Below are 13,952 nucleotides of genomic sequence, written 5' to 3'. Positions count from 1 at the left end.
TCCTCAGGAGAGCAGCATGACGATGATCATGCCCCAAATGGTGAGCACCGTGTTGCCGATGGCGTAGGTCACCGTGTAGCCGAGGCCGGGGATCTGGCTTTTCGCCCGCTCGGTAATCATGCCGAGAGCCGCCGTCGTCGTGCGCGCGCCGGCGCAGCATCCCAAAAGGATCGCCGGATCGAACCGGAAGACGTACTTGCCCATATAGATGCCCAAAATCAGCGGGATCGTGGTGACGAGAATGCCCCAGAGAAACAGGCTGATGCCGAGTTGCTGGAGCCCCGCGACGAAGCTCGGGCCGGATGAGATACCGACGACTGCAATGAAGACGTTGAGGCCGACCGAGTTCATGAACCACACGGTCGAGGAGGGGATGCGCCCGAAGGTCGGGTGCACCGAGCGCAGCCAGCCGAAGAACAGGCCCGCAATCAGCGCGCCGCCGGAGGTCGAGAGCGTCAGCGGAATGCCGCCCATCTTGAAGACCAATGCGCCGATGAGCGCGCCGATGGTGATGGCCGCGCCCACGAAGGCGACATCCGTCACGTCGGTCGCCTTGTCGATATAGCCCAAGGCCTTGCCTGCGCCGGTGATGTCTTGCGTCCGGCCGACGAGGGTCAGGATATCGCCGCGATGGACGGTGGTATCTGGCAGGATCGGAATGTCGGTCGCCGTCGGGCCGCGCGTGATCTTGCGCAGGAACACCCCGCGCGCCATCGGCAGGTTGGCAAGCTGCGCCAGCGTCTTGCCGTCAGCATCCTTACTCGTGACATAAACATCGACGCCGCCTGCCGGAACGGCGAGCAATTCCCGGTCGTCTACCTCTTCGACCTTGGGACGCGCCGTCTCGGTGCCGAGACGGGCTGCGATCTCGGCGGGGCTCAAAAGGCTTACCAGCACGTCGCGGCGGCCTGCGATGGCGACGACATCGCCCGCTTGCAGCACGGTGTCCTCGGTCGCGTCCTGAATCTTGCCGGCGCGCCGGATGCGCTCGATGAAGACGCGCGCGCCCTGCGGCGCCAGCGCTTCGGCCTCACGTGCGGTCTTGCCGATGACGATGGAGCCGGGATCGATGCGGAAAGCACGCAGTTCAAAGCGGTGCCACGCGGTTCCTTCGCCGCCTGCAGCGACCTTGCCGCCATGCTCCTTCTCATAGCGCTTGCACTCGGCCTCCAGGTCGATGCCGAGGAGCGCGGGGCCGATCAGCGCCAGAATGATCGCGGAGCCGATGGTGCCGAAGATGTAGGTCACGGCGTATGCGACGGGGATCGCGTCGAGAAGCTGCTTCGTCTGGTCGGCGGGCAGTCCGATCCGGTTGATGGCATCGGTCGCAAGGCCCATCGAGGCCGAAATCGTGGTCGCGCCCGCATAAAGCCCCGCCGCCGAGCCGAGGTCGTAACCGGCGATCCGGGCCGCGATATAGGCCGTCACCAGACAGAAGATGGCCATGATGAGCGAAAAGATCGCTTGCGGCAGGCCGTCTTTGGCAATGCCGCGCACGAATTGCGGTCCGACGCCGTAGCCGATGGCGAACAGGAACATGAGGAAGAACACGGATTTGACGGTCGGCGACACGGTGATTCCGAGCTGGCCGATGAGAATGGCGGCGAGCAGCGTCGATGTCACCGTTCCGAGCCCCAGCCCCTTGAACGTAAAGCCGCCGACGAAATAGCCGATGGCCAGCGAGAGGAAGATGGCGATTTCCGGGTAGGTCCGGAGCGTGTGAACGAACCAATCCCACATGGCATTCCTCCTTCGCGCTTTTGCGCCGACCATGCCTTTGGAGCGGAAGCCCCCGCGTTTCCGCGGGGGTCCAAATCGATTCACTTCTTCGCTTTATCCTTGCCCTTGGACACGGCCCCGCCATTGGCCGAGAATCGGTAGGCTTCCACGTAGGTCGATGCGACCGAGCGGACGATGCGGCCGATATCGTCATAGACATCGTCCGGAAGGTTCGCGAACGAGATTCGGACCGACCAGTTCGGCGCCTCGAAGCCGCCGCCGTTCAGCAGGACGACCCCGTGCTGGTCGGCGAGGCGATAGACGATGTCGAGCGGGTGATAATGCGCCCGCATGAACTTGGCGACGTCTTCGCCCCCGAACTTCTTGAGCCAGAACTCGAAGTCGATCAGGCCGTAATAGGCCGCGAAGAGCGGGTGCGTCCCGGTGGTGGCCGGAATGCCTAGCCCTTCCACCGTCGCCGCCACGCGCCGATGGACAATGCCCATCGTGGCCTCGCGATAGGTCTCATCCTTGTCGAGCATCTGGAACAGGGAGAACAGGGTCATCATGACCTGCTGCGGAAGCGATAACCCCGCCGTGTGGTTCAGCGCCACATCGCGGCTATCGGCCACCATGCGGTCGATGAACTTCATTTTCGACGGCTCCAACGTCAGCGAGCCGTAGCGCTTGTTCAACTCTTCGGTGATCGCCTTGGGGTGCTTGGCGATCATCTCGTCGATGATGTTGTCCTGATGAATCGCGACGACCCCGAGACGCCATCCGGTGCATCCGAAATACTTAGAATACGAGTAGACGCCGATGGTGTTGCGGGGCAGATCCGCCATGAGCGAGCGGAAGTTGTGCACGAAGGTGCCGTAAACATCGTCCGTGAGGATCAGGAGATCCGGCCGCTTCCTCTTCACGAGATCCACGAGCTTTTCGATCACCTCGGGGGCGATGGCGGCGGAGGTCGGATTGCCCGGATTGACCAGGAAGAACGCCTTGACCTTCGGGTCTTCCAGCTTCGCCAGCTCCTTGTCCGAATACTGGAATAGGTTCTCCTGCGTCGCGACCACGTTGACGACCTTGAACTCGTAATCGTTCAGGTGCGGGATTTCGAGATAGGGCGTGAAGATCGGAACCCCGAGCGCGATGGTGTCGCCCTTGTGCAGAATGTGGTTCTGGATCAGCGATTTGAAGGTGTAGCACATGGCGGCGGTGCCACCCTCGACCGCGAACAGATCGAACTGTCCGGGCGGGGGCTTGCTGTCGCACATCGCCCACATCAGGTATTCGTGCACGACCTGCTCGGCATGGACCAGCATCCGGTCCGGCACTGGATAGTTGTCGGCGACGATAGAGTCGACGAGTTCGTGCACGAACGCGTCCGGCACAAAACCGAAGCGCTTGACGGCAAGAGGCACCATGTCCCGCAGCATTTCCGCGCCGGGTGCGTCCTTATGGGCCTCGACGAACTTTTCGAGCCGCCCAGCGATGCCGGGAGCTTCCGGCATTCCGCCCAGGTTCGGCCTGTCCGAAACGCGCCGGCATTCCTCCATCGCGAATTGCCCGAGAAGGAAAAAGGCGTCGCGGGGCGTTGTGGCGACCCAGTTCGGATTACCGCGTCCGGCATTGAGCATGGCGCTTGCCGATTTGCGGGAATGCTCCTTGGCCAGCGAGATCAGCTTGTCCTTGATCTCGAAGGGGCTCAGCTTTTCGTATTTCTCGAACGCATGCTCCAACCTCACATCCATCGTCGCCTCCCTGAAAGGGTGATGGCCTAAGCCCTTACGGCGAGAGAAACCGCGAGGGTGCCTCTAGTCAGTTAAGTGGAATGCTCCGCTCCCTCATCAATGCTCCTGTTTTGCCAATTCCTTTGCCGTTTCCTGGATAGTCTCCTTGGCCGGTTTTTCCTTGGCTCCGAGGGGAGGGCCGCGAGCAATTTTTGAATTTCGCGTGAGCCGTCGGACCCGCGTGCCACCGTGAGCGTTAGAGCTGTGCGGCCAAATCGCGGCTGTTCCGACAATCGCTCCCGAGGAGGTGCATCATGCGGATTCTCGTTTCATGCTTCGCCGTGGCAACCCTTCTTGCGCTCCAGGTAACGGCGGCTTCGGCGCAAAGTAACCCCGCGCTTGAGGGGGCTTTCGGGGCCTTCTCACCGGGCCTCCTCGGCAATGGCGGCGGCCTGCAAAGCGACTTCGCATCCGTACGCGAAGACATCGTCAAGAAGATGCGCGACGGCAGCTATGAGAAAATTATCCAGCAGGGACGCGACAATGTCGAAGCCTTTGCACGGCTCCGCGCGAAGCAGGGGCTGCTCCCATAACGGGGTACCACTCGAGTCAATCGCGCTTTGTGGGTATCTATGGGTGAATATTCCGGAGAGAAAAGTATCCGGAATGCAACATGAATAGATAAGCTGCCTAGAACTCGCCCAGAGTCCGATTGACTTCTGATTGAAAAAATACCTGACTTGGCTTGCTGAGGCCTGCTTATCGTATGGAATCAGGCCGCTGGAGGCCATTTCATGAAGCGTTTCGGAAGCCTTATCTTCGGTGCCGTGGCCAGTTTCGTTGCAGCCACGACCGCCCAAGCCGCCGATCTTCCCGCCAAGACCGCCCAGGCCGTCGACTGGGTCCGCATCTGTACGGCGTATGGGAACGGGTTCTTCTATCTTCCCGGCACGGAGACCTGTCTCCGCGTCGGTGGGCGCGCCCGCGCCGAAATCATGTATGCCGAACCGCTGACGCGATTGAACGACACCATCGGCTTCCGTACGCGCGGCCGCATTCAGCTCGACGCGCGCACCGCCACCGCCTACGGCCTCGTCCGCGCCTTCCTCCGCTTCGAGATCACCCGTGTGGCGGGCCTGCCCTACAACCAGGCGGGCACCGTCAACACGTCCATCGGTACGGGACAGGCTTTCGTGCAGTTCGGCGGCCTCACCGCCGGTCGCGTGACCTCGATGTTCTCGAGCCCGGATCTGCCGAACACCCACATGGGAACGCTCCGCTTCGACGACGCGCCGGACGTGGACCTGTTGGCCTATACCTATTCCTTCGGCAACGGTTTCTCCGCCACCCTCTCACTCGAAGAGGGCTTTGGCCGCCGGCAGAACAATTCGTTCACGCCCATCGTCGGTCAGGCGGTCCTGAACTTTGGCGGCGAGACGGTTCCCGACATTGTCGGTAACCTGCGCTATGTCGGCACCTGGGGAACGGCGCAGCTCTCCGCCGTGGCGCATCAGGTCCGCAGTGCCAACGTCCTGACCACCGTCATTCCCGGCACTGGCGTCATCCCGGATACGGAATGGGGCTGGGCCGTCGGTTTCCAGGGCAGCGTGAACCTGCCGATGATCGCCGAGGGCGATGCTGCCTGGCTGTCGCTCGGTTACGCGGACGCGGCGCTCGGCTATATCGGCTTCGGCAGCGACCTGCTCAACGTATTCGGCGCGGGTCTCATCAGCACGCCCGCCGTCGATGCCTGGGTGGACACCGTAGCCGGCAAGCTGAAGCGTGGACGCGGCTTCTCGGTGGCGGGCGGCTTCAACCATTACTGGACGCCGCAATGGCGCACGAGCATCTTCGGCTCGTTCGCGCGGGTGGATTTTTCCGGCCACTCCACGGGAATCGGTCCTTTCGGCAACGTAACCGGCATCCCGGACTTCCGTGAATGGCGTATCGGCACCAACACCTTCTGGTTCCCGGTTTCTGGTCTCGCGATCGGCGCCGAGCTGATGTACGTGATCGCGCAAACCGACGGGAAAATCCTGGCCTTGCAACCGCGAGCCTCGGGCGAGTTCGCCCCTCGGCTGATCGACCGGGACACCTCCCTCCAAGCCCGCTTCCGCATTCAGCGGGACTTCTAAGGGCGTCAATATCTCTCCCTTGTTATGGCCGGGCTTGTCCCGGCCATCTCGTTTTGTGACGCGCAGCGATCAAAGAGTTCGGCGTCCCCGGGACAAGCCCAGAACAGAATGTTCTCATTTTGTTCCTGAAAAAATTCCCAACGACTCTCCTGCACAATCTGCCATCGAGCCGGACCGCACACCGCGCCTCCCTCGATCCCCTTCAGGCCCGGGGCTCCCAAAGCCCCGAGCCCGAAGGCGCTTGCCATGTTCAGGCCTCACTTGCCGGCAACATGCCTTCGGGTGGGAAGGGCCTAGCGTCCGCGCCCAGACCCGTGGGGAAAGCATGGGAAGGAACGGATGGCTGGCGGCGGCGTCCACGGCTCGCGTTCCCTCTGGATAAGCCGTCAAAATGCTTGAAATGGAGCCATTTTCAGCCCATCTAAAGGTTTGATTTCACACGGATTCGCATGGGCTTGATGGCATGGCCGCACGGTGCCTTTCGCCTCCGGTCAGCGAGCCGCCTTTTGAGAAAGACAACACTTGACCGATCCGAATGATAACCGCCCCGGCGGCCCTGGTGGGGATCAGCCGGCCAGCGACATCAAGTTGATTTCCATCGTCGATGAGATGAAGCGCTCGTACCTCGATTACGCCATGAGCGTGATCGTGAGCCGCGCTCTCCCCGACGCCCGCGACGGCCTGAAGCCCGTGCATCGCCGCATTCTCTACGCGATGAACGAGAGCGGTTACACGCCCGACAAGAAGCACGTGAAGTCGTCCCGCATCGTCGGTGACGTGATGGGTCAATATCACCCGCACGGCGACCAGGCGATTTACGACGCCTTGGTGCGCATGGCGCAGGACTTTTCGCTCCGGCTGCTGCTGGTGGATGGGCAGGGCAACTTCGGCTCGGTCGACGGCGATCCGCCGGCGGCGATGCGTTACACCGAGTCCCGCCTGACCCGCGCGGCGATGCCGCTGCTCGAGGACATCGACAAGGACACGGTCGATTTCAACCCGAACTACGACGAGTCGAAGTTTGAGCCGGCGGTCCTGCCGGCACGCTTCCCGAACCTTCTGGTCAATGGTGCAGGCGGCATTGCGGTCGGCATGGCCACCAACATGCCTCCCCACAATCTGGGCGAGGTCATCGACGGCTGCGTCGCGCTGATCGACAACCCCGACATCTCGGCGGAAGACCTGATCGAGATCATCCCCGGCCCGGACTTCCCGACCGGCGGCATGATCCTGGGGCGCTCCGGCGTCCGCTCGGCCTACACTACGGGCCGCGGCTCCATCGTCATGCGCTGCAAGTCCGAGGTGGAGGAAGTCCGCAAGGAGCGCGAGGCCATCATCGTCACCGAGATCCCGTATCAGGTGAACAAGGCCTCGCTGATCGAGAAGATCGCGGAACTGGTGCGCGAGAAGAAGGTCGAGGGCATCGGCGATCTGCGCGATGAATCCGACCGCGACGGCATGCGCATCGTCATCGAGATCAAGCGCGATTCCATGGCCGAGGTGGTGCTGAACCAGCTCTACCGCTACACGCCGCTGCAGACGAGCTTCGGCGCGAACATGGTGGCGCTGAATGGCGGTCGCCCTGAGCTGATGACGCTCAAAGACCTGCTGCGGGCCTTCGTCGATTTCCGCGAGGAAGTCGTTTCCCGCCGCACCAAGTACCTTCTCAACAAGGCCCGCGAGCGCGCCCACGTGTTGTGCGGTCTCGCTACCGCCGTCGCCAATATCGACGAGGTGATCCGCCTCATCCGCACCGCGCCGGACCCGAACGCCGCCCGCGAGGCGTTGATGGGCCGCGATTGGCCTGCGCAGGATATCGCGCCGCTGATCGCGCTGGTCGACGATCCGCGCCACAAGATCAACGAGGACGGCACCTACCGTCTTTCCGAGACCCAGGCCCGCGCCATCCTCGACCTGCGCCTGCAGCGCCTGACCGCGCTCGGCCGCGACGAGATCGGCGACGAATTGTCGAAGCTGGCCGCCGAAATCTCCGACTACCTTGAGATCCTGCGCTCGCGCGAGCGCATCATGTCGATCATCAAGGACGAGCTTAAGGAGATCCGCGACGCTTATGCCACCCCGCGCAGAACCCAGATCGTGGACTGGGACGCGGATGTGGACGATGAGGATCTGATCCAGCGCGAGGACATGGTCGTCACCGTGTCCCATGCGGGCTACATCAAGCGCGTGCCGCTCTCGACCTATCGGGCGCAGCGCCGCGGCGGCAAGGGCCGCTCCGGCATGTCGACCCGCGATGAGGATTTCGTCACCCGCCTGTTCGTTGCCAATACGCACACGCCGGTTCTGTTCTTCTCCTCCAAGGGCAAAGCCTACAAGGAGAAGGTCTGGCGTCTGCCGCTGGCTGCGCCCAACGCCAAGGGCAAGGCGCTCATCAACATGCTGCCGCTGGAGCAGGACGAGCGCATCACCACCATCATGCCGCTGCCCGAGGACGAGGCGTCCTGGGACAAGCTCGACGTGATGTTCGCGACCTCTCGCGGCACGGTCCGCCGCAACAAGCTGTCGGACTTCGCGCAGGTGAACCGCGCCGGCAAGATCGCCATGAAGCTCGACGAGGGTGAATCGATCCTCGGCGTGCAGATCTGCACCGAGCAGGACGACGTGCTGCTGACCACCGCCAAGGGGCAGTGCATCCGCTTTGCGGTGCCAGAAGTGCGGGTGTTCAAGGGTCGCGATTCCATGGGCGTGCGCGGCATCAACCTCGCGGACGGCGACCGCATCATCTCCATGGCGATCCTGCGCCATGTGGAGGCGACGGGCGAAGAGCGCGCCGCCTATCTCAAGATGCGCCGCGCTGTCATGGGCGAACAGGCGGGGGCGGAAGCCGAGGCTGCGGAGGAGGGCGAGGAAATCGTCGCCGAGACCTCGCTCTCGCAGGAGCGCTATGCCGAGATGAGCGCTCTGGAGCAGTGCATCCTGACCCTCTCCGAAAAGGGCTATGGCAAGCGCACCCTGTCCTACGAGTACCGCATCACCGGACGCGGCGGCAAAGGCATCACGGCCATGGCGGTGAACAGTCGCAACGGCGAGCTGGTGGCGTCGTTCCCGGTCGAAAATGCCGACCAGATCATGCTCGTCACCGATGCCGGCCAGCTGATCCGCGTGCCGGTGGACGGCATCCGTGTCGTCGGCCGCAACTCGCAGGGCGTGACCGTGTTCTCGACCAAGGGCAAGGAGCGCGTCGTCTCGGTGGAGCACCTCGAAGGCGAGGAAGAGGGCGAAGACGCCGAGAACGGCGAAGACGCCATGGAGGGCGGGGAGGAGTAAATCCACTCGCCGCCGCCAAGTTTCGTCATGGCCGGGCTCGTCCCGGCCATTTCGCTTTGTGGGGCGGGTCAGACCATCGCCGGGCTCAGGACAGCAGCGGCGGTCAACATGACAATGAAGAGACGCAAGATCATCGAAACCTCCTGGCGAGACGCCAAGGATGGTTTCGCACGGCCTCGTCCGGATCGCCGTGCGCCGCCGCACGGCTTGCTCCCGCCGCGTTATCAAGCTACGCCTTGAGCCCATGACCCGAACCGCGCTCTATACCGGCAGCTTCGACCCTGTCACCAATGGTCACCTGGACGTTTTGCGTCAGGCCTGCCGTGTGGCCGACCGGATCGTGATCGCCATCGGGGTGCATTCCTCCAAGACGCCGATCTTCTCGGCGGAGGAGAGGGCGGAGCTGCTTCGGACGGTGTGCGCTCCGGTGTTGAAGGAGCAGGGCGTGGCCCTTGAGGTCGTGACCTTCAATGACCTCGCAGTCGAGGCTGCGAAACGCCACGGCGCTTCGCTGATCGTCCGTGGCCTGCGCGACGGCACGGATTTCGACTACGAGATCCAGATGGCGTCCATGAATGCCGCCATGGCCCCGGAGGTCCAGACGGTCTTCTTTGCGGCCTCGCCCCCCGTCCGCCCCATCACCGCCACGCTTGTGCGCCAGATCGCGGCCATGGGCGGTGATGTCTCGGCTTTCGTGCCGGATCTTGTCGCAAAACGGTTGAAAGACAAATTCAGGCGGTCATAGTCCGCCATCCTCAAAGGAGACATGATTCCATGAAGCGTTTGCTCGCAGCCGGAGCGCTCGTGCTCGCCGGCCTCGTCCCGGCCTTCGCCCAGCAGGCCAACGACCCGCAGAACACCATCCTCCTCGACACCAAGGATGGCCGTATCACCATCCGCCTACGTCCGGACCTTGCGCCCAAGCACGTGGCGCAGATCAAGGCCCTGACCAAGCGCGGCTTTTACGACGGCGTGGTGTTCCACCGCGTGATCGACGGCTTCATGGCCCAGACGGGCGACCCGACCGGCACCGGCACGGGCAAGTCCGACCTGCCCAACGTTCCGGCCGAGTTCACCCAGACGCCTTACAAGCGCGGCTCCGTCGGCATGGCCCGCTCGCAGAGCCCGGATTCGGCCAACAGCCAATTCTTCATCTGCTACGACGGCTGCGGCCCGCTGACCGGCCAGTACACGCTCTTCGGCGAGGTTGTGTCCGGCATGGACGTGGTCGACAAGATCAAGAAGGGCAATGCCGCCAACAACGGCATGGTCACAGGTCCGGATAAGATCGTGAAGATGCAGGTCGCCGCCGACGCCAAGTAAGCGGACCGACATGCGGCTTGGACCTGCATTCGAAGCGTGGCGGGTTTGCGCCACGCTTCTTGGCTTTCTGGCGACAACGCCGCTGATGGCGCAGGAGCGACCGGAGACGCCGAGCGGCGTGATCCGGCCTCAAGGCGACCAGCCACGCCTAGAGCGGATCAACCGTTTGAGCGAGGTTTTCGATGCCATCCAGGCCTGCTGGCATCCGCCGGCGGGCAGCGGGTTCTCGGGCCAGGAAATCACGCTGCAGATCAGCTTCAAGCGCAACGGCGAAGTTTTGGGCCAGCCAAAGATTCGCTACTACAACCCCGGCACGCAGCCCGAACAGCGGGAGGCTTTTACCCGCGCGGTCCGTCAGGCTTTCGAGCAATGCACACCGCTCCCGGTGACCGAGGGTCTTGGAGCGGCCATCGCTGGACGTCCCTTCATCTTCCGTTTCGTCGATACACGGCCTATGTGAGCGGGCAGGGTATTCTGACGGCACTCGTCAAAGCCACTTCAGGAGAATTTCATGGCAGACGCCGAAAACACTCTCATCATCGAGACCACCAAGGGCCGCGTGGTCATCGAGCTGCGCCCCGATCTCGCGCCGAAGCATGTCGACCGCATCAAGACGCTCGCCCGTCAGGGCTTTTATGACGGCATCGCCTTCCACCGCGTGATCGACGGCTTCATGGCCCAGACCGGCTGCCCGCAGGGCACCGGAACCGGCGGTTCGGATCTGCCCGACCTCCAGGCCGAGTTCAACGCCGAGCCGCATGTGCGCGGCACCTGCTCCATGGCGCGGACGAATTATCCGCACTCCGCCAACTCGCAGTTCTTCATCTGCTTCGACGACGCCCGCTTCCTCGACAAGCAGTACACCGTCTGGGGCAAGGTGACCGAGGGCATGGACAACGTGGACAAGATCAAGCGCGGCGAGCCCGTGCGCGAACCCGACCGCATCGTCTCGATGAAGGTTGCTGCCGACGTCGCGTAAAGCATTCTCCGTCGTCATGGCCGGGTTTATCCCGGCCATCTCGATTGGAATAGAGCACTTCGCACATCGGGATCACTGGGACAAACCCGGTGATGACAGCGGTGAGAGCGCTCTCTTTAAGTCAAATATTCAAGTCCATGCGCGTCGATCTCTTCGATTTCGATCTCCCCGAAGACCACATCGCGCTCCGCCCTGCGGAGCCGCGCGATGCGGCGCGCCTGCTTGTGGTGCGCCCCGACCAAGCGGCGTTCGAGGATCGCATCGTCCGCGATCTGCCGGACTTGCTGCAGCCCGGCGACGTGCTCGTGCTCAACAACACCAAGGTCATTCCATCCCGGCTCTATGGTCTGCGCGTGCGCGAGGAAACGGCGGCACGGGTCGAGATCATGCTCCACAAGCGCGAGGGAGGCGACCGTTGGCGGGCCTTTGCGCGGCCGGCGAAAAAGCTCCATGTCGGCGATCGCATCCGTTTTGGAGAGGCATCCGAGAGCAGCGTGTGCGAACTGGTCCGCCTCGATGCGGAGGTGGAGGAGAAGGGCGAGGGCGGCGAAGTCGCGTTGCGCTTTGCCTTTTCCGGCCCTGCGCTCGACGAGGCCATCGCCCGGCTCGGGGAATTGCCGCTGCCGCCCTACATCGCGGGAAAGCGCGCGACTGACGATAAGGACCGGGCCGATTATCAGACGGTCTATGCCCGAGACGAGGGCGCAGTCGCGGCCCCGACGGCGGGGCTGCATTTCACCGACGACCTTTTCCGCCGCCTCGAGGAACGCGGGATCGCCCACCATTTCGTGACGCTTCACGTGGGGGCGGGGACGTTCCTGCCGGTGAAGGCGGACGATACCGACGAGCACCGCATGCACGCGGAGTGGGGTACCATCACCGAGGAAACCGCACGGGTCTTGAATGAAGCCAAGGCACGAGGCGGACGGATCGTTGCGGTCGGCACGACGTCCTTACGACTTCTCGAAAGTGCCGCCCGCGAGGACGGCACCATCGCACCGTTCTCCGGCGATACCGCCATCTTCATCACGCCAGGGTATCGCTTCAAGGCGGTGGATGTGCTGATGACCAATTTCCACCTGCCGCGTTCGACCCTGTTCATGCTGGTCTCGGCCTTCGCCGGATTGGATCGCATGCGCGCGGCGTACGCCCACGCGATTGCAAGCGGCTATCGGTTCTATTCCTATGGAGACGGCAGCCTGCTGTTCCGGTCGTAAAGTCTCTTACGCGGAAGAGGCGAGATCGATCTTATCATCCTCAAAACAGACGCGATTGCGCCCGCTCTTCTTCGCCGCATAAAGCTGCCGGTCGGCTCGGCTCAGGAGTTGCTGCAGAGTTTCGCCCGGACGGTGGTCCGCGATGCCGAAACTCGCCGTGGTCCTCGAAATCCCACGAAGACTATCCGCGTTTGAGGCTTCGAAAAGAGCGCGAACACGCTCTGAAAACTGCATTGCGTCGCTTGGCCCGCGTTCGGTGAGAAGCACAGCGAACTCCTCGCCACCAATGCGTCCGACAATGTCGTTTTGCCGGACGTGTGCAGTTAGGAGCGCCGAGAGCTTCCCGATGACCAGATCGCCCGCCGGATGGCCGTGATCGTCATTGATGCGCTTGAAATGATCGATATCGCAAATGACGAGACAGATCGGATCGAACCGGCCGCTCGCGATGATGGCCGATGCTTTTTCGTCGAAGCCGCGCCGGTTGTAGACCCCGGTCAGGGCGTCCGTCGTGGTCTGCCTTTTGAGGTCGCTGGTGATGTCGACGACGACGGCGGAAAGTAGCGCCAACCCGATGAGCACGGCACCGACGATCAGCGAGAAACGAAAAGCCAGCCAGAATAACGAATCGCCGAAGGCCTTAAGGTTGGCGTCCACTTCTCCGAGCCTGATGGTCAATGGGGGGCGCAGGATGAGTTGAATGCTCAACAGCAGAAAGATCCAGAAGATGATCTTGTCGATAAGCCGACTGTCGCGCGATGGGCGAAGGCGGTAGGCCCCGATTGCGAGAAGCGCTCCGCAGCCGAAACTGAGGATGTAGATGCGCGCGCTCAGGCTTCTGTCGACATAAAAATAGTAACAAAACGCGACGAGAGTCGCTGTCAGGATGATCGCTGTCTGAGAAAAGTTCAGGCTGCGGTTTTGCCTCTTCAGGCATCCTTCAATCAACAGGGCGATGCCGAAGAGATAGAAAACCGCGGTAGTGGTCGTATTGCTCCCGGGTTCTCCCGGAATGAAGAATAATTGCAGGCCTGTCGCCAGCGTATTGAGCGTTAATCCGCCTGCGAGATATAAAATGTACGTATAAGTCCGTTGATACCTCCATAGGGCCAATAATAATATTGTAAAAATAGTTCCGATGACGGGACTTGCAATCGTCATCAATTGATTGCCACTCATGAAATGAGGTCCCTTCGCTCAAGTCGATGGCAGGGAGGAGATGTCGATGCTTGTCGGGATGTCTCCCACGCTGCAGTCGGTATTGAGTTATTAAATAACATGGCGATTTTTATCGTGGGCTCCCCGAAATTTTGTAGTTTCAACGCCATGTCGGGTGCAGGGCCAATTTCGGCGACTGAGGACGATATCGAAATTTTGCTTATGAATTGCTAAGGGTTCTGGCATTTTATTGCCGCGATCATTTGCCGGGCAATTCTTTCGGGGAGGATCGGCGGTCGAACTATTATCGTGGTCCGTCTTGGGCAGCCATAGAAATGGTCTTTTCTTGAATGATTTCTTGCATCTTCGATAAGGTGCGCCCGCTGCTTCCCCTCGCGCC

General features: G+C 62.1%; 11 protein-coding genes. 8 read left to right on the top strand and 3 right to left on the bottom strand.

Features of this window, described 5'->3' with window-relative positions:
- Positions 1-3: 3 nt before the first annotated feature.
- A complete protein-coding gene (aspT, locus tag HB375_RS14285) occupies positions 4-1,740 on the bottom strand; it encodes an aspartate-alanine antiporter (RefSeq protein ID WP_167673654.1) in 1,737 nt (578 codons plus the stop codon).
- A gap of 80 nt (positions 1,741-1,820) precedes the next feature.
- Positions 1,821-3,473, bottom strand: a complete 1,653-nt coding sequence (locus HB375_RS14280) for a bifunctional aspartate transaminase/aspartate 4-decarboxylase (protein WP_167673653.1) — start codon at positions 3,471-3,473, stop codon at positions 1,821-1,823.
- A 293-nt stretch (positions 3,474-3,766) separates the two neighbouring features.
- Between HB375_RS14280 and HB375_RS14275 the strand changes: the two genes are divergently transcribed.
- The 8 genes from HB375_RS14275 to queA all read left to right on the top strand — a co-directional run bounded on the left by HB375_RS14275 (position 3,767) and on the right by queA (position 12,394).
- Positions 3,767-4,045: a hypothetical protein gene (locus HB375_RS14275; protein ID WP_167673652.1), complete on the top strand. Its 279-nt coding sequence runs from the start codon at positions 3,767-3,769 to the stop codon at positions 4,043-4,045.
- 201 nt (positions 4,046-4,246) lie between these two features.
- Positions 4,247-5,587: a porin gene (locus HB375_RS14270; protein WP_167673651.1), complete on the top strand. Its 1,341-nt coding sequence runs from the start codon at positions 4,247-4,249 to the stop codon at positions 5,585-5,587.
- A gap of 609 nt (positions 5,588-6,196) precedes the next feature.
- Positions 6,197-8,875, top strand: coding sequence for a DNA gyrase subunit A (gene gyrA / locus HB375_RS14265; RefSeq protein ID WP_246728519.1), 2,679 nt, complete (start codon positions 6,197-6,199; stop codon positions 8,873-8,875).
- A gap of 244 nt (positions 8,876-9,119) precedes the next feature.
- Positions 9,120-9,620: a pantetheine-phosphate adenylyltransferase gene (gene coaD / locus HB375_RS14260; protein ID WP_167673649.1), complete on the top strand. Its 501-nt coding sequence runs from the start codon at positions 9,120-9,122 to the stop codon at positions 9,618-9,620.
- A gap of 29 nt (positions 9,621-9,649) precedes the next feature.
- On the top strand, positions 9,650-10,198 hold the full coding sequence (locus HB375_RS14255; RefSeq protein ID WP_167673648.1) for a peptidylprolyl isomerase: 549 nt from the start codon (positions 9,650-9,652) through the stop codon (positions 10,196-10,198).
- Between the two features lie 10 nt (positions 10,199-10,208).
- Entirely contained in the window at positions 10,209-10,658 is a 450-nt protein-coding gene (locus tag HB375_RS14250; protein WP_167673647.1) for an energy transducer TonB, read from the top strand.
- Positions 10,659-10,709: 51 nt separating this feature from the next.
- Entirely contained in the window at positions 10,710-11,177 is a 468-nt protein-coding gene (locus tag HB375_RS14245; RefSeq protein ID WP_167673646.1) for a peptidylprolyl isomerase, read from the top strand.
- Between the two features lie 137 nt (positions 11,178-11,314).
- Complete coding sequence (gene queA, locus HB375_RS14240) at positions 11,315-12,394, top strand: tRNA preQ1(34) S-adenosylmethionine ribosyltransferase-isomerase QueA (RefSeq protein ID WP_167673645.1); 1,080 nt, start codon at positions 11,315-11,317, stop codon at positions 12,392-12,394.
- A 6-nt stretch (positions 12,395-12,400) separates the two neighbouring features.
- Here the strand turns inward: queA and HB375_RS14235 are convergent, their stop codons facing one another.
- Positions 12,401-13,573, bottom strand: coding sequence for a GGDEF domain-containing protein (locus HB375_RS14235; RefSeq protein WP_167673644.1), 1,173 nt, complete (start codon positions 13,571-13,573; stop codon positions 12,401-12,403).
- Positions 13,574-13,952: the final 379 nt, after the last annotated feature.

The organism is Microvirga terricola (assembly GCF_011777495.1).
Lineage (GTDB): Bacteria > Pseudomonadota > Alphaproteobacteria > Rhizobiales > Beijerinckiaceae > Microvirga > Microvirga terricola.
Note: the sequence above shows the minus strand (reverse complement) of the source record. Positions and strands in the feature narration are given on the sequence as shown.

Excerpts from the sequence above, each read along its gene's own strand:
- aspT (WP_167673654.1), bottom strand. The coding sequence starts at position 1,740 with ATGTGGGATTGGTTCGTTCACACGCTCCGGACCTACCCGGAAATCGCC.
- HB375_RS14280 (WP_167673653.1), bottom strand. The coding sequence starts at position 3,473 with ATGGATGTGAGGTTGGAGCATGCGTTCGAGAAATACGAAAAGCTGAGC.
- HB375_RS14275 (WP_167673652.1), top strand. The coding sequence starts at position 3,767 with ATGCGGATTCTCGTTTCATGCTTCGCCGTGGCAACCCTTCTTGCGCTC.
- HB375_RS14270 (WP_167673651.1), top strand. The coding sequence starts at position 4,247 with ATGAAGCGTTTCGGAAGCCTTATCTTCGGTGCCGTGGCCAGTTTCGTT.
- gyrA (WP_246728519.1), top strand. The coding sequence starts at position 6,197 with ATGAAGCGCTCGTACCTCGATTACGCCATGAGCGTGATCGTGAGCCGC.
- coaD (WP_167673649.1), top strand. The coding sequence starts at position 9,120 with ATGACCCGAACCGCGCTCTATACCGGCAGCTTCGACCCTGTCACCAAT.
- HB375_RS14255 (WP_167673648.1), top strand. The coding sequence starts at position 9,650 with ATGAAGCGTTTGCTCGCAGCCGGAGCGCTCGTGCTCGCCGGCCTCGTC.
- HB375_RS14250 (WP_167673647.1), top strand. The coding sequence starts at position 10,209 with ATGCGGCTTGGACCTGCATTCGAAGCGTGGCGGGTTTGCGCCACGCTT.
- HB375_RS14245 (WP_167673646.1), top strand. The coding sequence starts at position 10,710 with ATGGCAGACGCCGAAAACACTCTCATCATCGAGACCACCAAGGGCCGC.
- queA (WP_167673645.1), top strand. The coding sequence starts at position 11,315 with ATGCGCGTCGATCTCTTCGATTTCGATCTCCCCGAAGACCACATCGCG.
- HB375_RS14235 (WP_167673644.1), bottom strand. The coding sequence starts at position 13,573 with ATGAGTGGCAATCAATTGATGACGATTGCAAGTCCCGTCATCGGAACT.